This is a genomic window from Streptomyces caeruleatus (assembly GCF_001514235.1).
Lineage (GTDB): Bacteria > Actinomycetota > Actinomycetes > Streptomycetales > Streptomycetaceae > Streptomyces > Streptomyces caeruleatus.
In genome coordinates this window covers 68929-95748 of sequence record NZ_KQ948943.1, presented here as the reverse complement: position 1 = coordinate 95748, position 26820 = coordinate 68929, and the positions used below count along the sequence as shown (strand labels likewise).

The 26820-nt window shown below is 70.7% G+C and carries 21 protein-coding genes and 2 pseudogenes; 16 read left to right on the top strand and 7 right to left on the bottom strand.

What is annotated here, in order from left to right; genetic code table 11:
* Positions 1-151: 151 nt before the first annotated feature.
* The 4 genes from AQJ67_RS39910 (at position 152) to AQJ67_RS46270 (ending at position 3562) form a co-directional block, all read left to right on the top strand.
* Complete coding sequence (locus AQJ67_RS39910; RefSeq protein WP_062724455.1) at positions 152-697, top strand: MTB12 C-terminal domain-containing protein; 546 nt, start codon at positions 152-154, stop codon at positions 695-697.
* Entirely contained in the window at positions 672-1967 is a 1296-nt protein-coding gene (locus tag AQJ67_RS39905) for an ABC transporter substrate-binding protein (protein ID WP_062724406.1), read from the top strand. Before AQJ67_RS39910 ends, AQJ67_RS39905 begins: the two co-directional genes overlap by 26 nt.
* A gap of 90 nt (positions 1968-2057) precedes the next feature.
* Entirely contained in the window at positions 2058-2501 is a 444-nt protein-coding gene (locus tag AQJ67_RS39900) for a hypothetical protein (RefSeq protein WP_062724405.1), read from the top strand.
* A 20-nt stretch (positions 2502-2521) separates the two neighbouring features.
* Positions 2522-3562 (top strand): WYL domain-containing protein, encoded by a 1041-nt coding sequence (locus AQJ67_RS46270; RefSeq protein ID WP_079056484.1) that lies wholly within the window; start codon positions 2522-2524, stop codon positions 3560-3562.
* Here AQJ67_RS46270 and ctaD read toward each other — a convergent pair.
* Positions 3561-5099, bottom strand: a pseudogene (gene ctaD / locus AQJ67_RS39890) (aa3-type cytochrome oxidase subunit I); the annotation flags it as partial. The gene AQJ67_RS46270 and the pseudogene ctaD overlap by 2 nt on opposite strands.
* Before the next feature lie 504 nt (positions 5100-5603).
* Here ctaD and AQJ67_RS39885 point away from each other — a divergent pair.
* Entirely contained in the window at positions 5604-5819 is a 216-nt protein-coding gene (locus AQJ67_RS39885; protein WP_062724402.1) for an I78 family peptidase inhibitor, read from the top strand.
* 113 nt (positions 5820-5932) lie between these two features.
* Here AQJ67_RS39885 and AQJ67_RS39880 read toward each other — a convergent pair whose 3' ends face one another.
* Positions 5933-6970 carry a phosphatase PAP2 family protein gene (locus tag AQJ67_RS39880; protein WP_062724401.1) on the bottom strand — a complete coding sequence of 346 codons (1038 nt, stop codon included), beginning with the start codon at positions 6968-6970 and terminating at the stop codon, positions 5933-5935.
* A gap of 237 nt (positions 6971-7207) precedes the next feature.
* Complete coding sequence (locus tag AQJ67_RS39875; RefSeq protein ID WP_062724400.1) at positions 7208-8398, bottom strand: mannosyltransferase family protein; 1191 nt, start codon at positions 8396-8398, stop codon at positions 7208-7210.
* Between the two features lie 259 nt (positions 8399-8657).
* On the opposite strand from AQJ67_RS39875, the gene AQJ67_RS39870 reads away from it, so the two are divergent.
* Together AQJ67_RS39870 and AQJ67_RS39865 are read left to right on the top strand one after the other, a co-directional pair.
* Positions 8658-10259, top strand: a complete 1602-nt coding sequence (locus AQJ67_RS39870; RefSeq protein WP_062724399.1) for an MFS transporter — start codon at positions 8658-8660, stop codon at positions 10257-10259.
* 208 nt (positions 10260-10467) lie between these two features.
* A complete protein-coding gene (locus tag AQJ67_RS39865; protein ID WP_062724398.1) occupies positions 10468-11658 on the top strand; it encodes an acyl-CoA dehydrogenase family protein in 1191 nt (396 codons plus the stop codon).
* 39 nt (positions 11659-11697) lie between these two features.
* Here AQJ67_RS39865 and AQJ67_RS39860 read toward each other — a convergent pair whose 3' ends face one another.
* On the bottom strand, positions 11698-12135 hold the full coding sequence (locus tag AQJ67_RS39860) for a cell division protein SepF (protein WP_048582470.1): 438 nt from the start codon (positions 12133-12135) through the stop codon (positions 11698-11700).
* Between the two features lie 322 nt (positions 12136-12457).
* Between AQJ67_RS39860 and AQJ67_RS39855 the strand changes: the two genes are divergently transcribed.
* The 4 genes from AQJ67_RS39855 (at position 12458) to AQJ67_RS39840 (ending at position 17273) form a co-directional block, all read left to right on the top strand.
* Entirely contained in the window at positions 12458-13693 is a 1236-nt protein-coding gene (locus tag AQJ67_RS39855; protein ID WP_208615126.1) for a DUF5685 family protein, read from the top strand.
* 251 nt (positions 13694-13944) lie between these two features.
* A complete protein-coding gene (locus tag AQJ67_RS39850; RefSeq protein WP_062724396.1) occupies positions 13945-14850 on the top strand; it encodes a S1 family peptidase in 906 nt (301 codons plus the stop codon).
* A 184-nt stretch (positions 14851-15034) separates the two neighbouring features.
* On the top strand, positions 15035-15913 hold the full coding sequence (locus AQJ67_RS39845; RefSeq protein ID WP_062724454.1) for a slipin family protein: 879 nt from the start codon (positions 15035-15037) through the stop codon (positions 15911-15913).
* Between the two features lie 277 nt (positions 15914-16190).
* Positions 16191-17273 (top strand): S1 family peptidase, encoded by a 1083-nt coding sequence (locus tag AQJ67_RS39840; RefSeq protein ID WP_062724395.1) that lies wholly within the window; start codon positions 16191-16193, stop codon positions 17271-17273.
* 354 nt (positions 17274-17627) lie between these two features.
* Here the strand turns inward: AQJ67_RS39840 and AQJ67_RS39835 are convergent, their stop codons facing one another.
* Positions 17628-18659, bottom strand: a complete 1032-nt coding sequence (locus AQJ67_RS39835) for an ABC transporter permease (protein WP_062724394.1) — start codon at positions 18657-18659, stop codon at positions 17628-17630.
* Between the two features lie 177 nt (positions 18660-18836).
* Between AQJ67_RS39835 and AQJ67_RS39830 the strand changes: the two genes are divergently transcribed.
* The 3 genes from AQJ67_RS39830 (at position 18837) to AQJ67_RS39820 (ending at position 24339) form a co-directional block, all read left to right on the top strand.
* Entirely contained in the window at positions 18837-22286 is a 3450-nt protein-coding gene (locus AQJ67_RS39830; protein ID WP_062724393.1) for a DNA polymerase III subunit alpha, read from the top strand.
* The gene (locus tag AQJ67_RS39825; protein WP_062724392.1) at positions 22283-23293 is read left to right on the top strand and encodes a DNA polymerase Y family protein; all 1011 of its coding nucleotides are present in this window, start codon (positions 22283-22285) and stop codon (positions 23291-23293) included. The genes AQJ67_RS39830 and AQJ67_RS39825 overlap by 4 nt, the downstream gene beginning before the upstream one ends.
* A gap of 176 nt (positions 23294-23469) precedes the next feature.
* Positions 23470-24339 (top strand): esterase/lipase family protein, encoded by an 870-nt coding sequence (locus tag AQJ67_RS39820; RefSeq protein ID WP_062724391.1) that lies wholly within the window; start codon positions 23470-23472, stop codon positions 24337-24339.
* Between the two features lie 87 nt (positions 24340-24426).
* Here AQJ67_RS39820 and AQJ67_RS39815 read toward each other — a convergent pair whose 3' ends face one another.
* Entirely contained in the window at positions 24427-25464 is a 1038-nt protein-coding gene (locus AQJ67_RS39815) for a lytic polysaccharide monooxygenase auxiliary activity family 9 protein (protein ID WP_062724390.1), read from the bottom strand.
* Between the two features lie 165 nt (positions 25465-25629).
* Here AQJ67_RS39815 and AQJ67_RS50865 point away from each other — a divergent pair.
* Positions 25630-25737 (top strand): annotated as a pseudogene (locus AQJ67_RS50865) (GNAT family N-acetyltransferase); the annotation flags it as partial.
* Positions 25738-25764: 27 nt separating this feature from the next.
* Here the strand turns inward: AQJ67_RS50865 and AQJ67_RS47320 are convergent.
* Positions 25765-25902, bottom strand: coding sequence for a hypothetical protein (locus AQJ67_RS47320; protein WP_107123106.1), 138 nt, complete (start codon positions 25900-25902; stop codon positions 25765-25767).
* A 139-nt stretch (positions 25903-26041) separates the two neighbouring features.
* Here AQJ67_RS47320 and AQJ67_RS39810 point away from each other — a divergent pair, with 139 nt between their 5' ends.
* Positions 26042-26674 (top strand): class I SAM-dependent methyltransferase, encoded by a 633-nt coding sequence (locus AQJ67_RS39810; protein WP_107123105.1) that lies wholly within the window; start codon positions 26042-26044, stop codon positions 26672-26674.
* The last annotated feature ends 146 nt before the right edge of the window (positions 26675-26820 follow it).

The following is a 26820-nucleotide window of genomic DNA, read 5'->3' as shown; positions in this document are numbered from 1 at the left end:
ACGTCGGGTCTGTGTGCATGCGCGCCGGGTTTCTGCGCATGTGCCTGGCGCTATTCCATGTCTGCCAATGGACTTGCACTATGCCTCCTGCAAGCTGACCCTGAAAGCACCGGGCGCGCACAGCCCGGATCGACACCCGGTGGTGAGCCAGATGGTTCTCGGGAGCGACGTCAGGCGGAGCAACACATTCAGGGGACGGGGGGCCGCACCGGTGGCCGCTCTGCTCCTCTTCCTCGCCCCGGCCCTTGCCGCGTGCAGCGACGACGAGGGAGGCGGCGGCGACGCGACGCCGCCGACACCGACCGTCGAGCGGACGGCCCCGGCCGCGACGGCGCCCCCCGACGTGGGCGCGGCCGAGACGGAGATCAAGCAGAACTGGCAGAAGTTCTTCGACCCGGCGACCTCCACGGAGGAGAAGCAGGCCGTGCTGGAGAACGGCGACCGGATGGGGCCGGTCCTGAAGGCGTTCAGCGGTGACGAGCGCGGCGGGCAGGTCGAGGCGAAGGTCTCCAAGGTCGAGTTCACCTCGCCGACCGAGGCGGACGTGACGTACGACCTGACCCTGAAGGGCGCGACCGCCCTGCCGAACGCCTCCGGGACCGCGGTCGAACAGGACGGCACCTGGAAGGTGTCCGTCAAGACGCTGTGCGCGCTGGTCCAGTTGAGCGGCAATGGGTCGCCGGTCCCGGGGTGCTGAGGCGGCGATCGTCGTGGTGCTGCTGGCGTTGAGCACGGCGTGCGGCAGCAGGCTGCCGGAGAGCGACTTCGAGCACCGTGACCGCGGCGGCTCCCCGGCGCCGGCCCGCGACCGCACCCCCATCCGGGTCGGGGTCGTCACCAGCGCCACCAGCCCGGTCGGCGGCAACGCCTTCACCGGCCCGCGCGACGGAGCCAAGGCGTACTTCGACCGCCTCAACGCGCGCGGAGGCGTCGACGGGCGCAGGGTCGAGGTCCGCGAGTGCGACGACGGCGGCAGCGGCGTCGGCAACAACGAGTGCGTGCACCGGCTGATCGACGAGGACGAGGTCGTCGCCCTGGTCGCCACCACCGCCCTCGACTACGCCGGCGCCTCCCGCGTCGCACGCGCACGCGTGCCCGACATCGGCGGCCAGCCCATCGGGGCCGCCTACGACACCTACCCGCACCTGTACGGCATCTACGGCAGCCTCGCGCCCCGCGACGGCACGACCGGCTGGGACGGCAGGCAGTACGGCGGCACGGAGGTCTACCGCTACTTCAAGCGCGAGCACGGCGCCCGTACGGCCGCTGTCGTCTCGTACAACCAGCCCGCGTCCGCCGCGTACGCCCGGCTCGTCGAGCGGGGACTGAAGGCCGAGGGCTACAAGGTGGTCACCGAGCAGGTCGACTTCGCGCTGCCCAACTTCCGCGCGGTGGCCGCCGATCTCAAGGAGCAGGGCGCCGACCTCGTCTTCGACGCCATGGACACGCACGGCAACGCCCAGCTGTGCGAGGCGATGGACGCCGTCGGCGCTGAGGTCACCGCCAAGGTCACGAACGTACAGAACTGGACGTCCACCGTCGCCGACGACTACAAGGACGCCCCGCACTGCCGCAACGCCCTGTGGGCGTCCGGCTCGTCCCGCAACCACGAGGACACGGAGCAGGACGCAGTACGGGAGTTCCGGGACGCCACCAAGGGGCTGAAGACGCACTCCCAGTGGCAACTGGAGGGCTGGGCGGCGGCCATGTGGTTCACGGACGCGGCGAAGTCATGTGCCGAACAGGGCGTCACGCGCGCGTGCGTGGACGACTTCATGAACCGCGGCCAGGGATACACCGCCGACGGCCTGCTGCTCCCGGTCAGGTTCGAGCGGCTGGCCGAACCGCCGAAGAGCCGCCGGACCTGTCTGTCGGTGGCCCGCTGGGAGGACGGCCGGGGCTGGGTCTCCCAAGGAGACATGAACACCACGTGCTTCGACGTCCCGCAACTGTCGTACCGGCCGTGACGGGCAACCATAGGGCCGTGTCACCGGTCCAACTGACGCAGCAGAACAGGGAGTAGACCGAGAAGCGAGTCCAGGGAGGTACCGCAGCGCATGACGCCCGTGTCGCACGCCGCACCACTGCGCGCCGACTGCATCGCGGATTCGGCCGGCGGACTGACCTTCGACGTCACGGCGGCCGGGGCCACCGAGACGGCCCACCTGGTCCTGCGCCATCGCGAGGGCCACGAAGAGGTCACCTTGCCCCTGACGCCGGCCACGAAGGGCCGCCTGCGCGCCGCGCTTCCCAGCAGCGTGGCCCTGCCGGAGGGGCACTGGGACGCGTACGCGCGCGTGACGGAGGGCGAACCGCACCGCTTGGCGCCGGGCGCGATGAAGGTGGATTCCCTCGCCTCCCGGGTCCCGTACGCGACCCGCCAGGGAAACCTCAGCGTCGAATGCCGGTTAGCGACAACGCCCTCAGGGGCGCGGGGAACTGTGCGATCAACCCCTACGAGCCCGCACCCGCCCGCGATATCCGTACCGCCGGGCTATTAGGCGACTGGCAGACTCGGATCATGCTGGACACCTCCGCCAGGCTCCTGCGACTGCTCTCCCTCCTCCAGGCCCACCGAGAATGGTCCGGCGCTCAGCTCGCCGAACGCCTCGGCGTCACCCCCCGCACAGTGCGCCGCGACGTCGACCGCCTGCGCGAACTCGGCTACCCGGTCAACGCCAGCCCCGGCACCGGCGGCGGCTACCAGCTCGGGGCCGGCGCCGAGCTGCCACCCCTGCTGCTGGACGACGACGAGGCGGTCGCCGTCGCCGTAGGCCTGCGCACGGCCGCGGGCCAGGGCATCGAGGGCATCGGCGAAACCTCCGTACGGGCCCTCGCCAAGCTGGAGCAGGTCCTGCCCAACCGGCTGCGCCGCCGCGTGGGCGCCCTCAACGCCTTCACCGTGCCGATGCTGCGCGGCCCCCAGCCCTCTGCCGTCGACCCGGCCGTGCTGACCGAGCTCGCCCACCTCTGCCGGGACGCCGAGCGACTGCGCTTCGAGTACCGCGATCACGAGGGCGCCCCCACCCGCCGCAGTGTCGAGCCGCACCGCCTGGTGTGCAGCGAGCGCCGCTGGTACCTGGTCGCCTGGGACCTCGACCGCGAGGACTGGCGGACGTTCCGCGTCGACCGCGTCACCCCCAGGCCGCCGCACGGCCCGCGCTTCACCCCGCGCACACCGCCCGCCGAGGACCTCGCCGCCTACGTCTCCCGGGGCGTCTCCACGCGCGCGTACGCCGCGCATGCCGTCATCCGGCTGCTGGTGCCCCTGGAGGAGGCCGCCGAGCACATCTCGCCGTCGGACGGGCAACTGGAGGCAGACGGTCCCGGCAGCTGTCTGCTGCGCACCGGCGCCGGAAGCCTCGACGTGATGGTGATCCATGTGATGCTGATGGGCTTCGAGTTCGAGGTCCTGGAGCCGGCCGAGCTGGTGGCGAGGATCAGGACGGCTCACGGCCTGCTTGCTCGCTCTTTGGCTCGGGCTGCGGAGCCTCCAACGCGTGCGCCGGATGGTGCAGGTCGAACGCCGGGGACTCGGAGCGGACCCGCGGCAGCGCGTTGAAGTTGTGCCGCGGGGGCGGGCAGGAGGTCGCCCACTCCAGGGAGCGGCCGTAGCCCCAGGGGTCGTCGACCTCGACCTTCTTGCCGTACTTGGCGGTCTTCCAGACGTTGTAGAGGAACGGCAGCGTCGACAGGCCGAGCAGGAACGCGCCGATCGTGGAGACCGTGTTGAGTGCCGTGAAGCCGTCGGCGGCCAGGTAGTCGGCGTAGCGGCGCGGCATGCCCTCCGCGCCCAGCCAGTGCTGCACCAGGAACGTGGTGTGGAAGCCGACGAACAGCGTCCAGAAGTGGATCTTGCCGAGCCGTTCGTCGAGCATCTTCCCGGTGAACTTGGGCCACCAGAAGTGGAACCCGGCGAAGATCGCGAAGACGACCGTGCCGAAGACGACGTAGTGGAAGTGGGCGACGACGAAGTACGAGTCGGAGACGTGGAAGTCCAGCGGCGGCGACGCCAGGATCACCCCGGTCAGCCCGCCGAAGAGGAACGTCACCAGGAAGCCGGTCGCCCACAGCATCGGTGTCTCGAAGGACAGCGAGCCCTTGATCATGGTCCCGGTCCAGTTGAAGAACTTCACACCCGTCGGCACCGCGATCAGGAAACTCATGAACGAGAAGAACGGCAGCAACACCGCGCCGGTGACGAACATGTGGTGCGCCCACACCACGATCGACAGACCGGTGATCGCCATCGTCGCCCCGACCAGCGTCAGATAGCCGAAGATCGGCTTGCGGCTGAAGACCGGGATGATCTCCGTGATGATGCCGAAGAACGGCAGCGCGATGATGTACACCTCGGGATGCCCGAAGAACCAGAACAGGTGCTGCCACAGCAGCGCCCCGCCGTTGCCCGCGTCGAACACCACCGAGCCGAACCGGCGGTCCGCCTCCAGCACCAGCAGGGCCGCGGCCAGCACCGGGAACGCCATCAGGATCAGGATCGACGTGAACAGGGTGTTCCACACGAAGATCGGCATCCGGAACATCGTCATTCCCGGGGCGCGCATCCCGATGATCGTGGTGATGAAGTTGACCGCGCCGAGGATCGTGCCGAAGCCCGCCAGTGCCAGGCCCATGATCCACAGGTCGGGGCCGATGCCGGGCGAGCGCTCCAGGCTGTTCAGCGGCGCGTAGGCGAACCAGCCGTAGGAGGCCGGCCCGTCCGGCACGATCAGCGAGCTCATCACGATCAGGCCGCCGAACAGGAACAGCCAGTACGAGAACATGTTCAGCCGTGGGAAGGCCACGTCCGGGGCGCCGATCTGCAGCGGCATCAGCTCGTTGGCGAAGCCCGCGAAGGTCGGGGTGGCGAACAGCAGCAGCATGATCGTGCCGTGCATGGTGAAGAGCTGGTTGAACTGCTCGTTGCTCAGCAACTGCATACCCGGCCGAGCCAGTTCGGCCCGCATCAGCAGCGCCATGACACCGCCGGCCAGGAAGAACAGGAACGACGTGATCAGGTAGAGATGGCCGATCTTCTTGTGGTCGGTCGTGGTCAGCCAGTCGACGACCACCCGGCCGCCGGGCTGTTTGCCTCGCATGGGTCGTGCCGTCGCCGGTACGGTCTGCGTCCCCATCGCTCGCTCGCCCCTTCGCTCGTCGCGCCCCGGGCCCGCTGAAGCCCGCGCCGCACGCGCCGACGCGAGCTCACGCCATGATGCTCGCGTCGACGGCGCTCCGACAGGGGGCGTACGGGGTTTCTGTGTCGGAACCATGTATTTTCTGTGCGGCATCGGATCCCGCGGCCCGTACGCCCACCGCGGCGGCAGCCATTGTCGCGGCGGCGGGAAAAGGGGTCGGCGGCAGTTCCCCGGGAACTTTTCCCCGGGCTATTGACCTGGTCGGCGCGACACGCGGAAATTACGATCGAATGCCTGCGGAAGGCCTAGGGAACCGCCCGTCCGTGTGACGAAGAGTGGCCGAAACGCGTGTCGTGATTCTGTGACAAAAGCGTGACCCCAGAGGTACGTGTGACCTGGATGGCCGCTACAAAGGCTCTCTGTCCGCTCTGGCCCGAACCCTCGCGCAGGGCCTAGCGTGGCGGCATGGCACCCATTCCGAAACCCCCCGCCGAACCGCAGGACAGCCCGGACACATACGTCGGTCTGGCCGCCGACCGGGCCGAGCGACTCGCCCGTGACCGAGGGTGGTCGACGGTGCGTTCCCTGCCGCCGGGGGCGATCATCACCATGGAGTACCGCAGCGGTCGCCTGAACTTCGAGGTGAAGGACGGCCAGGTGGCGCGGGCCTGGAAGGGCTGACGCAGACCGGCAGACGGGCGAAGGCCCCGGCTCCTGTCGAGGGGCCGGGGCCTTCGCCTTCACCGTGCGGTCGGGCGGGGGGTCGTGCGTACCGAACCCCGCCGTCCGGGCGGTCAGCCGCCCGTGAGGGGGCGGGCCGTCTGGGGCGCGCCGCGCGCGACGCGGTCCGTGTGCGGCGGCCGGCGGCTGCCGACCGGGGTCACCGGAGTGCGCTCCGCGCGGGCTGTGTGCGGGCCGGGTGCCAGGTAGACGGGCGGATGGAGGGTCGTCCGGGGCGAGCGGGCCGCGGTGGCCGCCTCGCGGGCGGCGGCCTCGTCCTCGGCGCCCACAGGGCAGGGCTTGAGCAGCACCGGGGCCTCGACCGGGGCGGCCGGCACGGTGACCACGCCGGTGCGGCGCTCGCGCCACCGGTCGCGCAGGTCGAAGATCCAGGCCTCGGAGCGGGCGATCAGCGGCTCGAACCAGGGCAGGGCCAGCAGGATGAGCAGGCCGGCGGCCCAGCCGAGCAGCACATCGCTCAGCCAGTGCGTACCCAGGTAGACGGTGGACAGGCCCACGCCCAGCGAGGTCACCGCCGACAGGGCCGACAGCCAGCGGCGCGCTCTCGGGGTCGAGGCCAGATAGGCCAGGATCCCCCAGGTCACCACGGCGTTGGCGGTGTGGCCGCTGGGAAATATATCGCCGCCCAGCCACATCTCGTTGGAGCCGACGGTCGTCGCGTAGTGCGGTCCGAGGCGGCCCATGCCGATCTTGGCGGCGCCGACGGTGACGTTCAGCAGCAGCAGGGAGACGCCGAGCGCGAGCAGCGGGCGCAGCGTGTGCTGCCGCCAGGAGCGCCAGCCGAGCCACGCCGCGACCATCACGGCGGTCGGGCCGCGCTGGCCGAGCACCACGTAGTAGTCGACGAAGGCGTGGATCTCCGCCCACTGCTGGTAGGGGCGGAAGAACATGACCTGCCAGTCCAGCCGGACCAGCCAGGAAGTGATGACGATGGCCCACACGATGGCCGCGTAGAAGGCCAGGGTCGCGCCGAGGAGCACGATCCGGTGTCGGCTCGTCGTCGGCACACTGATGTGGGCCGGTCGTTCCGGCTCACGATCCAGTCTGGCGAACACCCGGTCCAGACGGGTGGGCTTCGGTTTGGTACGCACCCAATCGACGTTACAGCGAGTGAGCTCGGATCCCGGTCGATTCACCGTCTTTGTGATGACGATGTGATGTGGGATTCCTCTCAGGGGGGAGTTTATTTCGAGCGAATGCGTAATCGTCGGAGACGGTGGCCCTCAATTCCTTTGATCATTCCGGACCGGGCGTTTATCGCGCTTTTGTATTTGTTCACCGGCGCATAATGCGGAATTCTCTCGGAGCTTCCCTGGGCCCACCGGCGGTCAGGGCGGACCGCTGCCGTTCAGCCAGAACCCCCCGTACGCCGCCGAGGCCACGGCCACAGCGCCCACCAGCAGCACCGACCTGCGGGTACGCAGGCCGGCGAGGGACCGGGCGAGCGGCAGGAGCAGCGGGAAAGCGGGCAGCAGCAGGCGCGGTTTCGAGCCGAAGTAGCTCGACGCGCACAGGGCGAGTGCGGTGACGACACCCGCGTACACCAGCAGCGGCAACGGCTGGCGCTGCCGTACGCAGACGACATACAGCCAGACCAGCAGGCCGACGCCGACCAGCAGCCCGACCCCTGCCAGGGCCGACGGCAACGACGTGAACTTTTCGGCGACGAACCGGGCGAAGGCGTACCCGCCGTCGAAACCGTTGCGCCAGCCCGCCTGGACGTCGAGATAGCCCAGCGGGCCCTTGCCGGTGCGGTGGCCGACCCACAGGACATAGGCGGCGACGCCGAGCGGGGCGAGCAGCATCCCCAGTGCGCGGCGCACCGGAACACCGCGGGGGAGTCCCGGGCCGCCCGCGCCCGGCGCCCGGGCGGCCCCGCGCTCCCGCACGAACGCGGCGATGCCCGCCACCCACACCGCCGCGACCACGGCCAGTCCCACCGGCCGGGTCAGCCCCGCCAGCAGGGCCAGGGTGCCCGCCGTGATCCAGCGGCCGGTCAGGACCGCGTAGAGGGACCAGGCGGCCAGCGCCGTGAACAGTGACTCGCTGTACGCCATCGACTGCACGACCCCGACGGGCAGGACCGCCCACAGCAGGACCGCGCAGACACCGACGCGGCGGCCGTACACATGCTCCGCCACCGCGAAGATCCCCCAGGCCGCGGCGAGCGAGGCCAGCAGGCTGACGACGAAGCCGCCGTCGGCGTACGACAGCGGGGACACCTCCGCGACCAGCCGCTCCAGCCAGGGCAACAGCGGGAAGAACGCGAGATTCGAGTGCACGTCGCCGTTCGGCAGCCGCACCTCGTAGCCGTACCCCAGCTCGGCGATCCTCGTGTACCAGAGCGCGTCCCAGCGGGCGGTCAGCAGGGTGTACGCGTCCTTGTCGCGCATCGCGCTCCACAGGGCCAGGACGAGCAGCCCGAGGGCGCGTACGGCCGCGTACCCGAGGAGCGCCGGGGCGGCCCGGCGCAGCGCCTCGGAACGGGCCGGGGTCACGCGCATCGCAAGATCGGTCACGGGCCCGATTATCGGCGGGGGCAGAACGGGGAGGTCGGCGGGAGTGCGACGGAAGGGGGCGGGAGTGGCATACGCCACACTGGTTCCGCACAGGTGTGAGAGGTCCGCCACTCGGCGCCGAGTCGGACTCGCGTACTCTGACGAGTCACTCGCCCTTCGTCGCGTGGGCCGGAGACCACCGCTCCTCTCCGGCCGGGCCACGGGGAGTCCCCACCCCGTGTGACCGCCGGGGGCGAGGGAACATCTGGGAGGTACGTACATGTCCGGGACGACCACGGCTGCCGCTGGGCTGCGCCGTCGGGCGGCCGGGGCCGGTGCCAACCGCTGGGTCGTCCTCGTCGTCCTCTGTGCCAGCCTGCTGCTCGTCGCGGTCGACGCGACCGTGCTGCACGTGGCTGTGCCGGCCGTCACCGAGGACCTCAGGCCCGGCGCGATAGAGCTGCTCTGGATCGTCGACATCTATCCGCTGGTCTGCGCCTCGCTGCTGATCCTCTTCGGCACGCTCGGCGACCGGGTGGGCCGCAGACGCGTCCTGCTCCTCGGTTACGCCCTCTTCGGTCTCGCCTCGGGCCTCGCGGCCCTCGCCCACGATCCACAGGTGCTGATCGTGGCCCGCGCCCTGCTCGGTGTCGGCGGCGCGATGATCATGCCCGCGACCCTGTCGATCCTGCGCCAGGTCTTCCCCGACCGGCGCGAGCGGGCCCTCGCCATCGGCATCTGGAGCGCCGTCGCCGCGGTCGGCGCGGCCGTCGGACCGCTGCTCGGCGGCTTCCTCCTCGAACACTTCTGGTGGGGCTCGGTCTTCCTCGTCAACATCCCGCTGATGCTGGTCAGCCTCCCGGTGGGACGGCTGCTGCTGCCCGAGTCCAAGGGCGACGGCAAGGGTCCCTGGGACGTCGTCGGCGCGCTGATGGCGGCGGCCGGACTGTTCGGCATGGTGCTGGGCGTCAAGCGGCTCGGCGGCGGGGAGCAGGTGGCCAGCCTGCTCACCCTGGTGCCGCTGGTGGTAGGCGCGGTGCTGCTGGTGCTCTTCGTACGGCGGCAGCGGCGCCGGGAGTTTCCGCTGGTGGACCTGCGGATGTTCGCGCGGCCGGCGTTCAGTACCTCGGTCGGCTGCATCGTGCTGGCGATGCTCGCGCTCGTGGGGCTCGAACTGATCGCGGCGCAGTATCTGCAGCTGGTGCTGGGACTCTCGCCGCTGGAGACGGGTCTACGGCTGCTGCCGCTGACGTTCGCGGCGATGGCGGCCGGGCTCGCGGGCGCGCGGATGCTGCGGCGGTTCGGGCCGCGGCGGATGGTGTGCGCCGGGTTCGTGCTGACGGCCGTCGCGGTGCTGCTGCTGACGGCGATGGGCGGCGAGGACAACCCCGGGCTGCTGTTGTTCGGGTTCGTGCTGCTGGGCTTCGGGCTGGAGACGACGCTCTTCGGGGCGTACGAATCGATGCTGAGCGAGGCTCCGCCCGAGCAGGCGGGTGGGGCTGCGGCGATCGGCGAGACCTCGTACCAGCTGGGCGCGGGGATCGGCATCGCGCTGCTGGGCAGCGTGATGAACGCGGCGTATGCCCCCGGGCTGGCGAACGTGTCGGGTGTTCCGGCGTCGGCCTCCGCGGCGGCTTCGCATTCGCTGGGTGAGGCGTACGAGGTCGCTGCGCGGCTGGGCGGGTCTGCGGGGGTGGCTCTGCAGCGGGCGGCTCGGGACTGTTTTGTGCACGGGCTGCATGTGACGTTGCTGGTGAGTGCGGGGTTGTTGCTGCTGGGGGCCGTGATGGCGTTGCGGTTGCCGCGGGTCATGCAGTGTGAGGCGCCCGCGGTGGAGTTGCCCAAGCCGAGGGAAGTCGTGGAGTCCCGCGTCTCCGCTTGACCAAAGCCTTCTCCCACCCACGCACCACCCGTTTACGGTTCGTTGACAGGTGGACGTCTCCCGTGGGGGCCGATCGCCGCCGGCGGCCGCCCCTACGTGGCGAACGAGTCCCGTGGGGGTCGTACTGGACGTGCGGGACACCGCGTCGTAGCGTCTGCCCAGAGTCGTAACTAGCGGCGCTAGTTTTAATCCTCCCGGAGGGTGTCCCATGTCAGCGTCCTCGAAGTTGCCCCCGTTCGACCCCGCCGATCCCCTCGGTATCGACGACCTCCTGGAGCCCGAGGACCTGGCGATCCGGAGCACCGTGCGGGCTTGGGCGGCGGATCGGGTCGTGCCGTATGTCGCCGAGTGGTACGAGAAGGGGGAGCTGCCGGAGATCCGGGAACTCGCGCGGGAGCTCGGGGAGATCGGTGCCCTCGGGATGTCGCTGGAGGGGTACGGCTGTACCGGGGCCTCCGCCGTGCAGTACGGGCTCGCCTGTCTGGAGCTGGAGGCCGCCGACTCCGGGATCCGGTCCCTCGTCTCCGTGCAGGGCTCCCTCGCCATGTACGCCATCCACCGGTTCGGGAGCGAGGAGCAGAAGCAGGAGTGGCTGCCCCGGATGGCCTCCGGTGAGGTCATCGGGTGCTTCGGGCTGACCGAGCCCGACCACGGGTCCGACCCGGCGTCCATGCGGACCTACGCCAAGCGCGACGGCGCCGACTGGGTGCTCAGCGGGCGGAAGATGTGGATCACCAACGGGTCCGTCGCCGGGGTCGCAGTGGTGTGGGCGCAGACGGAGGAGGGGATCCGCGGGTTCGTCGTGCCGGCCGACAGTGCCGGGTTCTCCGCTCCTGAGATCAAGCACAAGCTGTCGCTGCGCGCCTCCGTCACCAGTGAGCTCGTGCTGGACGACGTACGACTGCCGGCCGACGCCGTGCTGCCGGAGGTCGTGGGGCTCAAGGGGCCGCTCAGCTGTCTCTCGCACGCGCGGTACGGGATCGTGTGGGGCGCCATGGGGGCTGCGCGGTCCTGTTTCGAGGCCGCTGTCGACTACGCGAAGACGCGGGAGCAGTTCGGCCGGCCGATCGGGGGCTTCCAGCTCACCCAGGCCAAGCTCGCCGACATGGCGCTCGAACTGCACAAGGGGATTCTGCTCGCCCATCATCTGGGGCGGCGCATGGACGCCGGCCGCCTGCGTCCCGAGCAGGTCAGCTTCGGCAAGCTCAACAACGTCCGTGAGGCCATCGACATCTGCCGTATGTCCCGGACGATCCTCGGCGCCAACGGGATCTCGCTCGAATACCCCGTGATGCGGCACGCGACCAACCTTGAGTCGGTGCTCACCTACGAGGGCACCGTCGAGATGCACCAGCTCGTGCTGGGCAAGGCGCTCACCGGACTCGACGCCTTCCGGTGAGCCCACCAGGAGGGGGCAGGGCCGGTGGACGGCCCTGCCTCAGCTCTGGTTGTAGAAGCCGTCCTCGCGGTGCGTCGCACGCTCACCGCTGATGATCTCCGTGTCGGCCGGGGTCAGCAGGAACACGCGGTTGGACACCCGGTCGATCGAGCCGCGCAGACCGAAGATGAGGCCCGCCGCGAAGTCGACGACCCGCTTGGCGTCCGCGGGCTCCATGGCCGTGAGGTTCATGATGACCGGGACCCCGTCCCGGAACAGCTCGCCGATGGCGCGGGCGTCCCGGAAGCTGTCCGGAGTGACCGTGCCGATGCGGCGGCCCTTCTCCTCGGCGACGTCCGTGGCCACCTTGACCCGCGGGTCGGTGACCCAGGCCTCGCCGGGCTCGGTCCCTTCCGAGTAGTCGTCGTCGTAGTAACGCTCGTCATCGTTGTCGTCAACGAGGCCCAGCCAGGCACTCGCCTTGCGCACCGATCCCATGGACGCCTCCTCTCACAGCGGTCTCTCTTACATTCCGTATCCCTATGGTCATCCATGATGCGGACGTCGCGCCAAGTGGATAGACGCCGCGCGGGGGGTTTGTGACGGTACTGGTGCACAGCGAATACGTCGAGAGCCCGTGTACCCCAAGGGGCATGCCACGTACGGCTGCTGACTGTGAGTGAAATATGATTCTTCACGGCGTTTGGGTGATGTGAGGTGCGTACGGGTGAACGAGCCCGTCACGGCGTTCACTACTCCGCTCGGTACGATGCGGCAGCTCAGCGTCGTGAGTACACCGTAAGAACCTCGGGGGAGCGTCATGTTCGGAATGGTCAGGCCCTGCCGTCATCGACTCGGAGAGAAGCTCACCGGCCAGTGGATGGCGCATTTGTGCGGGCTGTGCCTCGCGCTGCGCGGCGACCACGGCCAGTTCGCGCGGATCGTGACGAACTACGGCGGCCTCCTCATCTCCGTTCTGACAGAGGCTCAGGCGGACCAGGACAGCGGACTGCGGCGCACGGCCGGACCGTGTCCGCTGCGCGGTATGCGCACCGCGTCCGTCGCGCAAGGCGAGGGCGCCCGGCTGGCCGCCGCCGTCTCCCTGGTGCTGGCCTCGGCCAAGGTGCGTGACCATGTGGCCGACGGCGACGGACTGCTGGCCCGTAAGCCGGTGGCGCTCGCCGCGCGCCGGGTCGCCACCGGCTGGGGTGCGGCGGGCGCGCGGAGCGGCTCGGCCGTCGGGTTCGACACCGCCGTACTCGTCGACGCCGTGGACCGGCAGATCGGCATCGAGACGCTCGCCGGGATCGGGACGTCGATCCTCACCGTGACCGAACCGACCGAGACGGCGACCGCCGCCGCCTTCGCGCACACCGCGATCCTGGCCGGACGGCCGCGGAACGCCGAGCCGCTCGCCGAGGCCGGGCGCCTCTTCGGCCGGCTGGCCCACCTCCTGGACGCCGTGGAGGACCGGGCGGCCGACGCCGAGGCGGGCGCGTGGAACCCGCTCACCGCGACCGGCACCTCCCTCGCCGAGGCGCGACGGCTCGCGGACGACGCCGTGCAGGGGGTGCGGCTGGCGCTGCGCGAGGTGGAGTTCACGGATCCGGGGCTCGCCCACCTGCTGCTGGTGCACGAGCTGCGGCGCTCGGTGGACCGCGCGTTCGGCACGGTGCCCGCTTGCGCGTCGCATCAGCCCGGTCCCTATGGGCAGCCGCCCCAGCAGGGGCCGTACGGGGCGCCGCAGAATCCGTACGCCGGTGGCGGGAATCCGTACGCCGGCGGGAACCCGTACGCGGGGGGCGGGGGCGTGCCCGGCGGAGGTGGCGGGGGCGGGGGTGACTTCGGGGGGTTCGGCGGGGTGCCGGCGCCCCAGCCGCCGAAGCGGCGTGGGTTCTGGGCCGGCTGCGGGATGTTCTGGCTGCTGTGCTGCACCTGCAAGCTGTGCTGTGCGAAGGAGTACGAGGGGCCGTGGTCGCGTAAGAAGCGTGAGGGCTGCTGTCGTGACTGTGACTGCGACGGGTGCGATTGCTGTTGCCCTTGCGACGGTTGTTAGGTGCTCCGCTCGGGGCGGGGACGGGCCCAGAACGCCGCTGACCGCGGCTGATGGCCAAAACGTAAAGGTGGTTCAAAAGTTGACGGCCGAAAGGCGCTCTTGCGCCAACCGGCCGTTCGGCCGAATACTCCCCCTCAGCGCTTGTCAGGGGCACGACGTGTTCGGGATCCGGAGACGACCGGCCGACTGACTGCGCCTCACGGGCCCCGACCCCCACGCGGGCCCCCGACTTCCCTTGGAGGGAACGAAAAGTGAGGATCAAGCGCACCACCCCCCGCAGTGGCATCACGAGACGGACCCGGCTGATCGCCGTTTCCTCCGGCCTCGTCGCCGCAGCCGCGATCGCGATCCCCAACGCGACCGCCGCGGAGACTCCCGCCACCTTCAGCGCCGCCGAGCTCAAGAGCGTCAGCGGCTCCGTGCTGAAGGCCGACGTCCCCGGCACCGCCTGGGCCGTCGACAGCAAGACCAACCGCGTCACGGTGACCGTCGACTCCACGGTCTCCCAGGCGGAGATAGCGAAGATCAAGCAGCAGGCCGGGGCGGACGCCGACGCGCTCACCATCAAGAGCGTCCCCGGCAAGTTCAGCAAGTTCATCCAGGGTGGCGACGCCATCTATGCGAGTAGCTGGCGCTGCTCGCTCGGCTTCAACGTCCAGGACAGCAGTGGCAACCAGTACTTCCTGACCGCCGGCCACTGCACCGACGGCGCGGGCACCTGGTACTCCAACTCCGGCCGCACCACGGTCATCGGCTCGACCGCCGGCTCCAGCTTCCCGGGCAACGACTACGGCATCGTGCGCTACTCCGGTTCCGTCAGCCGGCCCGGCACCGCGAACGGCGTGGACATCACCCGCGCGGCCACGCCCAGCGTGGGCACCACCGTCATCCGTGACGGCTCCACCACCGGCACGCACAGCGGCCGGGTCACCGCCCTGAACGCGACCGTCAACTACGGCGGCGGCGACGTCGTCTCCGGTCTGATCCAGACCACCGTCTGCGCCGAGCCCGGCGACTCCGGCGGTTCGCTCTACGGCAGCAACGGGACCGCGTACGGTCTGACCTCCGGCGGCAGCGGCGACTGCACCTCCGGTGGCACGACCTTCTTCCAGCCGGTCACCGAGGCCCTCAGCGCGTATGGCGTCAGCGTCTACTGACGGTCCACTGACGTCCGGTCGGCGCCCTGATCCCGATGGCTTGATCTCTACGGTCTGATCCGGGCGGATCGAAGCGCGGCCAGCAGCATGTGAGCCCCCGTACGCAACTGTCGTGCGGGGGCTCGTCCTTGTCGTGGCGCGGGGTTACCTTCGGGAGTACGGGCCGTACTCCTGGGGGTCGCTGATGATCGAGGAGCTGGTGGCGGCGGGGGTGGCGCTCGCGTCCGCCGGTGCGGTGTACGTCATGGCCGGGGCGCGGGTCGTCAAGCAGTACGAACGAGGCGTGGTCTTCCGCCTCGGCAGGCTCCGGCCCCAGGTGCGCGGGCCCGGGTTCACGATGATCGTGCCGGGCGTGGACAAGCTGCGCAAAGTGAACATGCAGATCGTGACGATGCCGGTGCCGGCGCAGGAGGGCATCACCCGGGACAACGTCACGGTACGGGTCGACGCCGTCGTGTACTTCAAGGTGTCCTCGCCGGCCGAGGCCGTTGTCCGGGTGGAGGACTACCGGTTCGCGGTCTCGCAGATGGCGCAGACGTCGCTGCGGTCCATCATCGGCAAGAGCGAGCTGGACGATCTGCTGTCCAACCGCGAACAGCTCAACCAGGGGCTGGAGTTGATGATCGACAGCCCGGCGGTGGAGTGGGGCGTGACGATCGACCGGGTGGACATCAAGGACGTTTCGCTGCCCGAGACCATGAAGCGGTCGATGGCGCGGCAGGCGGAGGCCGACCGGGAGCGGCGGGCGCGGGTGATCAACGCCGACGCGGAGCTCCAGGCCTCCAAGAAGCTGGCGGAGGCGGCGCATCAGATGGCCGATGCGCCTGCGGCTCTTCAGCTTCGGCTGCTGCAGACGGTGATGGCGGTGGCGGCCGAGAAGAACTCCACGTTGGTGCTTCCGATTCCGGTGGAGTTGTTGCGTTTTCTGGAGAAAGGAGCGCAGCAGGGGGCGGGCTCCGGGGAGCGGTCGTCCGTGGCGCCGCCGGCCGGGGAGAGTGAAGTTCCGTCTCCTGGGGCGCGCTTGGAATCGGATCCTGATGGGTCGATTTTGAGACAGGAGTAGACCTCACGCGTTGCGTATGGTTCGCTCGCTTGCGGTGTTTGCTGTGCGAAGAGGCCCCGTATGACTGTGCACGGTCAAGATGGCGGGGGCGTGCAACCGTGTTCTACGCGCGTCCGGAAGTCGACCTTGTGCGCTCCCCCGGGGTCTCGGAATAGTGAGCGTTGTTCAACCGGTGCGGGTGCAGCTTTTGTTGTGTGTCGCCCCCGTGACCGTACGCCTTCCGGTCCGACGAGGTCCCCACAACCTTTCGGGCCGACCCCCCACAGGAGGACGTGAGTTGAAGCACCGACGCATACCCAAGCGGCGTGCAGCCGTGGCAGGTGCGGGTATCGCCGCACTGGTCGCCGCGGGTGTGACCTTGCAGACTGCGAACGCGAGTGAGACGCCCGAGGCGTCGACGCCGAAGATCCTTTCGGTCGGCGCGGCCGGAAAGCTCGCCTCGACGCTCGCGAAGGACCTCGGCGGGGACGCCGCGGGTACCTACTACGACGCGCAGACCAAGAACCTTGTCGTGAACGTCCTCGACGAGGCCGCCGCCGACGCCGTCGAGGCGGCCGGCGCCAAGGCCAGAGTCGTGGAGAACTCGCTCGCCGAGCTGAAGAGCGCGCGTACGACGCTCAAGCAGGACGCGACCATTCCCGGCACCGCGTGGGTGACGGACCCGGCGACCAACAAGGTGGTCGTCACCGCCGACCGTACGGTGTCCGACGCCGAGTGGGCCAAGCTCGGCAAGGTCGTCGACGGGCTGGGCGCCACTGCGGAACTCAAGCGGTCGAAGGGGGAGTTCAAGCCCTTCGTCGCGGGTGGTGACGCGATCACCGGTGGCAGTGGGCGTTGCTCGCTCGGCTTCAACGTCGTCAAGGGCGGCGAGCCGTTCTTCCTGACCGCCGGGCACTGCACCGAGGGCATCACGGACTGGTCGGACTCCAGCGGCAACCAGATCGGCACCAACGAGGTCTCCAGCTTCCCGGACAACGACTACGGGCTGGTCAAGTACACCGCCGAGGTCGACCACCCGAGTGAGGTCAACCTCTACAACGGGTCCTCGCAGGCCATCAGCGGGGCCGCCGAGGCCACCGTCGGCATGGAGGTCACCCGGAGCGGGTCGACCACCCAGGTGCACGACGGCAAGGTCACCGGGCTGGACGCCACCGTGAACTACGGCAACGGTGACATCGTCAACGGGCTGATCCAGACGGACGTCTGCGCCGAGCCGGGTGACAGTGGTGGGTCGCTGTTCTCCGGTGACAAGGCGATCGGGCTCACGTCCGGTGGCAGTGGTGACTGCACCTCCGGTGGGGAGACGTTCTTCCAGCCGGTGACCGAGGCGTTGTCCGCCACGGGTACTGAGATCGGCTGACGGTTCGTCGGCTGCTTGCCGTGAAGTCCCGCCCCTTGTGTTGGGGGGCGGGGCTTTTCGTGTGTGTGGGCGGGGGCCTGCGGCGGCCCGTTGCGGTGGGTGGGGGTTCGCGTAGCGCGGTTCGGTGCGTTGTGGGTCGGGGCCGCGCCGGGGGGTGTCCGTCCTCGGTCGGGCGGCTCGGTTGGCTCTGGATGTGCTCTGCGTTGACGCCCGCCGCTGCGGGCGGACACCCCCCGACACGTCCCCTGCTCGCCGTGGGCGGCTGCGAGTGCGTCTCGGCGCGGCCCAGTGCAACTCCCCAGGGGCGCGGGGCTGTATCGATGTGCGGCTCCGCCGCGCGGGCGCGACCAGCCACTACGGACCCGCAGTCGGCGTCTGGCCTGGGTCCTTGCCGCGCACCATCGCTGCCAGGAGGGTGACGGCTGTGCCCGCTGCCGCCCAGGCCGAGAGGACCAGGAGGGAAGGGGTTGTGTCGTTGCCCCTGAAGTAGGCGATCGAGCGGGTGGTCCAGGTGCCCGCGCCCGGGGGCAGGGCCGGGCCGAGGTCTCGCCAGAACGGGGGGAGCAGTGGGGGCGGGAGGGCGCCGCCCGCGCTGGGGTTGCCCAGGATGACGACGATCAGGATGACCAGGCCGATGCCGGCCAGGCCGAAGACGGCCTGGAAGGCGAGGGTGGCGGCGCCTACCGCGAAGGTGATCAGGGCGCCCACGCCCCAGAGGGCGGCGATGCTGCCGGGGAGTGCGCCGAGGACGGGGCCGACGATGAGGGCGCCGCCCAGTCCGGCTACGAGGGCGACCGCGGCCATGGCGATGAGGCGGATCAGTGAGCGTCTCGGGGTGGGGCGGCCGGCGCCCGAGCTGATCGTCATGATCGATGCGCAGAGGTAGCCCCCTACGCACCAGCCGACGGTCACGTAGAAGGACGTGAGGCCGTTGGCGTCGTGCGGGTCGGCGGGGGCCACGTCGAGGGTGCGCAGGGTGCGGGCCTCGGATCTCTCCAGGGTGGCGAGGAGATTTTCCAGGGTGACGGCCAGGACTCTGCCGCCTCCGGTGGCCACCAGGAGGGTGTCGGTGGTGCCGGTGGGGTTGATGAGGAGGGCGCCGTCGATGTCGCGGTTCAGGATCTGGTGGCGGGCTGTTTTCTCGTCGGGCACCGTGCGGGGAGACAGGGGGTCGCCGGGCAGGCCTTCCAGCCGGTCCACCGTTTGCCGGGCGGCCACCTCGGGGGCCACGACGCCGAAGGGGACGTTCCTGGGCTTCGGGTCGTGGAGGGCGCCCACGTAGGAGGCGATGAAGAGCAGGGCGAGGGCGACCACGCCGGTCACGAGCAGGGTGGCCCGGGGGGTGACGGCGTCCTTCACTTCGGCGCGGAAGGGGCTGGGGGACATGCCCCCACGGTCGGGGGCTCGGGGCGTTTGCGCAGGTGGGAGGCGGCCGAATGGATGTCGTACGGATGTTCGAGAAACGGTCCCGGGATGGTCTATGGTGGGGGTGGGGGCATTGGGAACTGATGTTCGAGATTTGGTGTCCGGCCGGGTCTCGGGAGTGTGAGTCGGGAGGTGCGTGTGTCGGGGTTCGCGCATCTGCACACCGTCTCCGGGTTCTCCCTGCGGTACGGCGCCTCGCACCCGGAGCGGCTGGCCGAGCGTGCCTCCGAGCGGGGGATGGATGCCCTGGCCCTTACTGATCGGGACTCGCTCGGGGGTGCGGTTCGGTTCGCCAAGGCCTGTGCGGCGGCGGGGGTGCGGCCGCTGTTCGGTGTGGAGCTGGCCGTGGAGGAGTTCGCGTCCGGGGGCTCGGGGGCGGGGCGGCGGCGGGCTCCTGTGCGGGGCGGCGCCTTTGTCGACGAGTCGGCGCCTCGGGTCACCTTTCTCGCCCGGGACGGAGGGAGGGGGTGGGCCGATCTGTGCCGGGCCGTTTCGGCCGCGCATGCTGGTGAAGGGCCGCCGCTGCTGCCTCGGGGGGACAATCGGGGGGACGGGCTGATCGTCCTGCTCGGTGTCGAGTCCGATGTGGGGCGGGCGCTGGCCGCCGGGCGTCCTGACCGGGCGGCCCGGCTGCTTGGGCCCTGGCGGGAGATCTACGGCGACTCCCTGCGGCTGGAGGCCGTATGGCACGGGCGTCAGGGCACCGGACCGGGGTCGCTGCGGCTGGCCGCCCGTACCGTGGGCTTCGCCGCCGAGCAGCGGGTGCGGCCGGTGCTGAGCAACGCCGTGCGGTACGCGGATCCCGGGCTGGGGCCGGTCGCCGATGTGCTGGACGCCGCGCGGCGGCTCGTGCCCGTCCACTCCACCAAGGAGCTGGACTCCGGTGAGGCCTGGCTCAAGGGCGCGGGGGAGATGGCGCGGGTCGCCGAGCGGGTCGTCGAGGCCGCGGGCTTTCGGCGTGATGCCGCGTACCGGCTGCTGGAGCAGACCGGGGCCACCGCCGCCGAGTGTCTCGTCGATCCCGAGGACGATCTCGGTATCGGCACCGTCCACTTCCCCGAGCCGTATCTCGTCGGGGCCGGGCAGCGCACCGCCCAGCGGGCGCTCGCCTCGCGGGCGGTGGCGGGCATGGTGCGGCGCGGCTATGACGGGCGTCGGGAGTACTGGGAGCGGATGCACCAGGAGCTGGACATCATCGCCCATCACGGGTTCGCGTCCTATTTCCTGACGGTTGCTCAGGTTGTCGACGATGTGCGGAAGATGGGGATTCGGGTGGCCGCCCGTGGGTCCGGTGCGGGGTCGCTCGTCAATCATCTGCTCGGTATCGCGCACGCCGATCCCGTGGAGCACGGGCTGCTGATGGAGCGCTTTCTGTCCAAGCGGCGACTGGTGCTGCCCGACATCGACGTCGATGTGGAGTCCGCGCGGCGGCTGGAGGTCTATCGCGCGATCATCGACCGGTTCGGGAGTGAGCGGGTCGCGACCGTCTCGATGCCGGAGACCTATCGGGTACGGCATGCGATCCGGGACGTGGGCGCGGCCCTGTCCATGGACCCGGCGGACATCGACCGCGTCGCCAAGTCCTTCCCGCACATCCGGGCGCGGGACGCCCGGGCGGCCCTGGACGAGCTGCCCGAGCTCAGGCAGCTGGCGGGGGAGCGGGAGAAGTACGGAAAGCTGTGGGAGCTGGTCGAGGCGCTCGACGCCCTTCCGCGGGGGATCGCCATGCATCCGTGCGGGGTGCTGCTGTCCGACGCCTCCCTGTTGTCCCGTACGCCCGTCATGCCGACCAGCGGCGAGGGCTTGCCCATGTCGCAGTTCGACAAGGACGACGTCGAGGACCTCGGGCTGCTCAAGCTCGATGTGCTGGGCGTGCGGATGCAGTCGGCGATGGCGCACGCGGTCGCGGAGGTGGAGCGGGTCGCGGGGGAGCGGATCGACCTGGACGCGCTCGACTTCGAGCGGGGGGACGGCGACCCGGAGACGTACCGGCTCATTCGTTCCGCCGAGACCCTGGGCTGCTTCCAGATCGAGTCGCCCGGGCAGCGGGACCTGGTCGGGCGGCTTCAGCCGGCCACCTTCCATGATCTCGTCGTCGACATCTCGCTCTTCCGGCCCGGCCCTGTCGCCGCCGACATGGTGCGGCCGTTCATCGAGGCGCGGCACGGACGGGCGCCGGTGCGTTATCCGCACAAGGATCTTCAGGGGCCGCTGCGGGAGACGTACGGGGTCGTCGTCTTCCACGAGCAGATCATCGACATCGTGCACATCATGACCGGGTGCGGACGGGACGAGGCGGACCGGGTGCGGCGGGGGCTGTCGGATCCCGAGTCGCAGGGGCGGATCCAGGTGTGGTTCGCGCAGCACGCGGCGGCGCGTGGGTACGACGCGGAGACCGTCCGGCGGACCTGGGAGATCGTCGAGGCCTTCGGGTCGTACGGCTTCTGCAAGGCGCACGCGGTCGCCTTCGCGGTGCCGACCTATCAGTCGGCCTGGCTGAAGGCCCATCACCCGGCCGCCTTCTACGCGGGGCTGCTCACCCACGACCCCGGGATGTATCCGAAGCGGCTGCTGCTGGCGGACGCGCGGCGGCGCGGGGTGCCGATCCTGCCGTTGGACGTGAACGTGTCGGGAGTCGCACACCGTATCGAACTGGTGTCTGAATCAGGGGGGTCGGGGGCCGTCTGGGGGCTGCGGCTCGCCCTCTCCGACGTGTACGGCATCAGTGAGGCCGAGGCGGCGCGGATCGCGGACGGGCAGCCGTACGCCTCGCTGCTCGACTTCTGGGAGCGCGGACGGCCCAGTCGTCCGCTGGCCCAACGGCTCGCACAGGTCGGCGCGTTGGACGCCTTCGGGGCCAACCGGCGTGATCTGCAACTGCATCTGACCGAGCTGCACCGGGGAGCCCGGGGCAAGGGCGGCGGCGGGGGGCAACTCCCGCTGAGCGGCGGGCGGAAGACAGCCGCGGCCGGGCTGCCCGACCTCAGTTCGCAGGAGCGGCTCAGTGCCGAGCTGGGGGTGCTGTCGATGGACGCCTCGCGCAATCTGATGGACGACCACCGGGAGTTCCTGGACGAGCTGGGCGTGGTCAGCGCGCGGCGGCTGCGCGAGGCCCGGCACGGCGAGACCGTGCTGGTCGCGGGGGCCAAGGCGGCCACCCAGACGCCGCCGATCCGGTCCGGCAAGCGGGTCATCTTCAGCACGCTGGACGACGGGACGGGCCTGGTGGACCTCGCGTTCTTCGACGACTCGCACGACGCGTGCGCCCACACCGTCTTCCACTCCTGGCTGCTGCTGGTGCGCGGGGTCGTGCAGCGGCGGGGGCCGCGCAGCCTGAGTGTGGTGGGCTCCGCCGCCTGGAACCTCGCCGAGCTGGTCGAGCTGCGCGCCGAGGGCGGCCTCGACGTGGTGGCGGCGCGGCTGGCGGAGCCCGTGGCGGAGGGGGACGCAGACGATCCGACGCACGGCCGGCGCATCCACCTGCCGACCGGATACGAGATGCACCCGTGGGCCGATCTGCGGCCGGCGGGTCAAGAGCCCTCACAGGTACGGAAGTTGTGGCACCAGAGTCCGGGGAGTGCGGGATGACCATCCTCTGCGTACGTTTCCAGCTGCCGCCGACAAACGAGGCGGCCCTGCCCGGGCTGCTCGGACTGCTGGAGGACTTCACGCCGGTCGTCGAGGCCCTGCCGCCCGACGGGGCGCTGGCCGATCTGCGGGGCGCCGAGCGGTACTTCGGGCGCGACGCGCTCGAACTGGCGTCGGTGATCCGGGTGCGGGCCCTCGCCCACCACGGCATCGACTGCGCGATCGGCGCCGGGCCGGGCCCGATGCTGGCCCGCGTGGCACTGCGGGGCGCCCGGCCCGGGGTGACCTGCGCCGTCCCCGAGGGACCGGACGCCATCGCGGAGTTCCTCGCCGACCAGCCCGTCGCCGCGCTGCCCGGCGTCGGCGCCGCGACCGCCCGCACCCTGTGCGAGTACGGCCTCGACACCCTCGGCCTGGTCGCCGCCGCGCCGCTGTCCACGCTCCAGCGGCTGGTCGGCGCGAAGGCCGGGCGTGAGCTGCGCGAGAAGGCGAACGGAATCGACCGGGGCCGGGTCGTCCCGAACGCCGTCTCCCGTTCGCTGGCCACCGAACGCCCCTTCACCCGCGACGAGCTGGACCCCGACCGGCACCGCCGCGCCCTGCTCTCGGCCGCCGACGAACTGGGCGCCCGGCTGCGCGCCCTGGACAAGGTCTGCCGCACCCTGACCCTCACCGTCCGCTACGCCGACCTCCCCCACTCTCGAACAGGCTCGAGCGGGGGGACCCCCGCCTCCACAACCCGCAGCCGCACCCTGAAGGAGCCGACGGCCCACTCGGTGGCGCTGACCAGGGTGGCGTACGGCATGTACGAGGCCCTCGGCCTCCAACGCGCCCGCGTGCGTGCCCTGGCCCTGCGCGCCGAGGGGCTCGACCCCGCCGAACGGGCCTCCCACCAGCTCACCTTCGACCCGCTCGACGAGAAGGCCCGCCGCCTGGAGGAGGTCGCGGACCGCGTGCGGGCGAAGTTCGGGCCGCATGCGGTGATGCCGGGGTCGCTCGCCGCGTAGTGACGGTTCGTCATGGCTCGTGAACCGCTCTTGACTATCACTGGAAGTTTTTACTGACGCGTAACTTCACACGTCTACTACTCGCCCGTAACTTGACAAGTGAACAGCATCCTCGTGATCCGGATCACAGGGCGTAAGGCCGTCGCACCTCCCTTGAGCCGCAAGGAGATCACCCGATGCTGCCCTGGAAACGAGCGCTCAGACCCGTGGCCGCGCTGCTGCTGACCACCGCGGTCGTCGTCGTCCCCGCCACCACCGCCCAGGCGGCCGAAGCGGCGACGACCTCGCACAGTGGCTGGAACGACTACTCCTGCAAGCCCTCAGCCGCCCACCCCCGCCCCGTCGTCCTCGTGCACGGCACCTTCGCCAACTCCGTCGACAACTGGCTGGCCCTCGCGCCCTATCTGGTGAACCGCGGCTACTGCGTCTTCTCCCTCGACTACGGCCAACTGCCGGGCGTGCCCTTCTTCCACGCCCTCGGCCCCATAGACAAGTCGGCAGGGCAGCTGTCGACCTACATCGACACCGTGCTCGCCGCCACCGGCGCCGCGAAGGCCGACCTCGTCGGTCACTCGCAGGGCGGCATGATGCCTCGCTACTACCTCAAGTTCCTCGGCGGCGCCGACAAGGTGAACGCCCTCGTCGGTATCGCCCCCAACAACCACGGCACCACCCTGGCGGGGCTCACCAACCTGCTGCCGTACTTCCCCGGCGCCGAGGACCTTCTCACCACCGCCACCCCCGCCCTCGCCCAGCAGGTCGTCGGATCCGAGTTCATGACCAAGCTCAACGCGGGCGGCGACACCGTCCCCGGTGTCCGTTACACCGTCATCGCCACCAAGTACGACGAGGTGGTCACGCCCTGGCGGACCCAGTTCCTGAACGGGCCCGACGTGAAGAACGTCCTGATCCAGGACAAGTGCGCGGCCGACCTGTCCGAGCACGCGCTCCTGGGCCTGACCGACCGGATCGCCTTCCACGAGGTGACCAACGCGCTCGACCCGGCACGGGCGACGCCGACCACCTGTGCGTCCGTGGTCGGCTGAGCGACTGAGTGACTGAGCGACTGAACACCACCGGGGTCTGACCGGCCTGAGCCGCCGGTCAGACCCCGGAGCCTTGCGCCAACGGCGTCAGCGGCGTCCGCCGCCCGCCGCCCGTCGGCGCACCGACGCGAACAGGACCGCCGAACCGAGCGCGAGCGTCGCCGCACCGCCCACCGCGAGATACGCCGTGCCGCTGTCACCGCCGGTCTCGGCGAGGTTCTCGGTGGCGCCGGCCGCCTTCGGCCGGTTGGCCGGGGCGGACCCGGACCCCTCCTCCTCGGCCGCCGCGACCGGCTCCGCCGACGTACCGGCGTCCTGGTCACCGTGGCCGTGGTGCTCGATCGTCGACTGGTCGGCGCCGGCCTCGATCTGCTCCTCGGAGGGCGCGGAGGCACTCGGGGCGGGGGCGGCCGCCTCGCCGCTGGAGCCGGAGCCGGAACCGGGGTCGTCGGTGTTGTCGGAGCCGTTGCCCGAGCCGCCGGCGTCAGAGCCGCCGAACGCCACGTCCGAGCAGGAGTAGAAGGCCTCCGGGCTGTCCGAGCGCTGCCAGACCGCGTACAGCAGCTGCTTGCCGGAGCGCTGGGGCAGCGTGCCGGAGAACGTGTAGAAGCCGCCCGTGGCCGCCGGGTCGGTCGCCGTCGCTACTGGGTTCGCCAGGTCCAGGTCGTCCCAGGCCAGCGGCTTCGCCGGGTCGTATCCGGCCTTGGTGATGTAGACCTTGAAGGTGCCCTTGTGCGGGGCGGTCACGCGGTACTTGAAGGTGTACGACCCGCTGCTCACGCTCGTCGCCGGCCAGTCGGCGCGGGCCAGGTCGAGGCCCTTGAACTCCTCGCTGTTCGCGCTGCACAGCTTGCCGTCCGGGATCAGCTCCTGATGGCGGCCGTCCGCGTTGCCGATGCGTATGCCGTTCCAGTCGTAGAGGGCCTGTGTACCGCCCGCCGCGACCGCCGCCTTGCACGCATCGGACTTCGGGCTCTCCGGACCCTCCGCGTAACACTGCGAGACCCGGCTGACCGGATCGCCCATCGAACCGTGCGCGGAGGCGGGCGCGGTGGCGAGGGCGGTCAGGGCGAGCGGGGTCAGGCCGAGGGTGGCGACGGCGGCGGCCTTGCGGCGTGCGGGCATGGAAGATCTCCTCAAGGGGGTTCTGACGCGTGGGGTGAATCCCGGGGGGGGTGAATCCCGTGGGGGCGCTCAGAAGCTAGCCCGAGGAAACCGCGAAATCGCCTGCTGGAGGCGGGTGATGGCGATCTTTAGGGTCGCCTTAAGGGAGTGCTGAGACTGCGATCAGGTAGGTACCGTCGCGCTATGACGGACCACCACGCGCGTGCGCTGGGCCTGCCCGAGATCAGGCTCGGGCCGTACGACCGCGTCCACTACCGCAAGCGGCTCGACTGACGTGTCTCACCGGGGCCGACGGGCGTCTCAGCCGTCCGGCCACCAGGTGCGCGCGATGTCCTTGCGGACCTCGGGTCGTCCCGAGGGGCGCTCGTCCGCCTCCTCCTGGACCCGGCGGGTATCCGACTTCCTCTTCAGGGGCTTCTGCACGGTCACACGGCGCATGGCTGCCTCCTTCAGGGACTACCGAGTTCCTCGTTCTTGGGGAGGTAGACCCGTCCGGGGAGAGTTCCTCATCGGCGCCGGTCCTGTCAGTGGCGGCTGTCACGATCCGACTGTCAGTGGCGGGTGTCACTCTTGGCCCATGACGAACGGTGAACACGCCATCACAGGCACAGCGGCAAGCGCGGACGTGGACTGGGACGCGGCCGCCGCGGACTTCGACGACGAGCCGGACCACGGCCTGCGCGACTCCGAGGTGCGCCAGGCCTGGGCATCCCGGCTGCGGTCCTGGCTGCCCGAGCGCGCCTGCGACGTGCTCGACCTCGGCTGCGGCACCGGCAGCCTGTCGCTCCTCGCGGCCGAACAGGGACACCGGGTCACGGGGGTGGACCGGTCCCCGGCGATGGTGGACCTGGCCCGCGCCAAGCTGGCCGGACGGGACGCGGCGTTCCTCGTCGGTGACGCGGCGGTGCCACCGGTCGGCGAGGAGCGGTTCGACGTGGTGCTCGTCCGCCATGTCCTGTGGACGCTGCCCGACCCGGGCCGGGTCCTGCGGCACTGGCGCGGGCTGCTGCGCCCACAGGGGCGATTCGTGCTGGTCGAGGGGGTGTGGGGGACCACCGCACCGACGGTCGGCATACCGGCGGACCGGCTCGCCGCACTCCTCGCCCCGCTCGCCGACGACGTCCGCGTGGAGCGCCTGTCCGGGGACACACGGCTGTGGGGGAGGGCGGTGGACGACGAGCGGTACGCGGCCGTGGCGACGGTGGCCTGACCGGGGCGACCCGGCCAGACCGCAGGCCCTAGGCCCTGTCGTCAAATTCCCGCCTGCCCGGAGGTGTCTGGCACGCACGCTCGCCGCGTTGCCGAACCGCCCACGTGGCTCCGCCACGAGGGCGCTCCGGCGCCTTGCGATCGCAC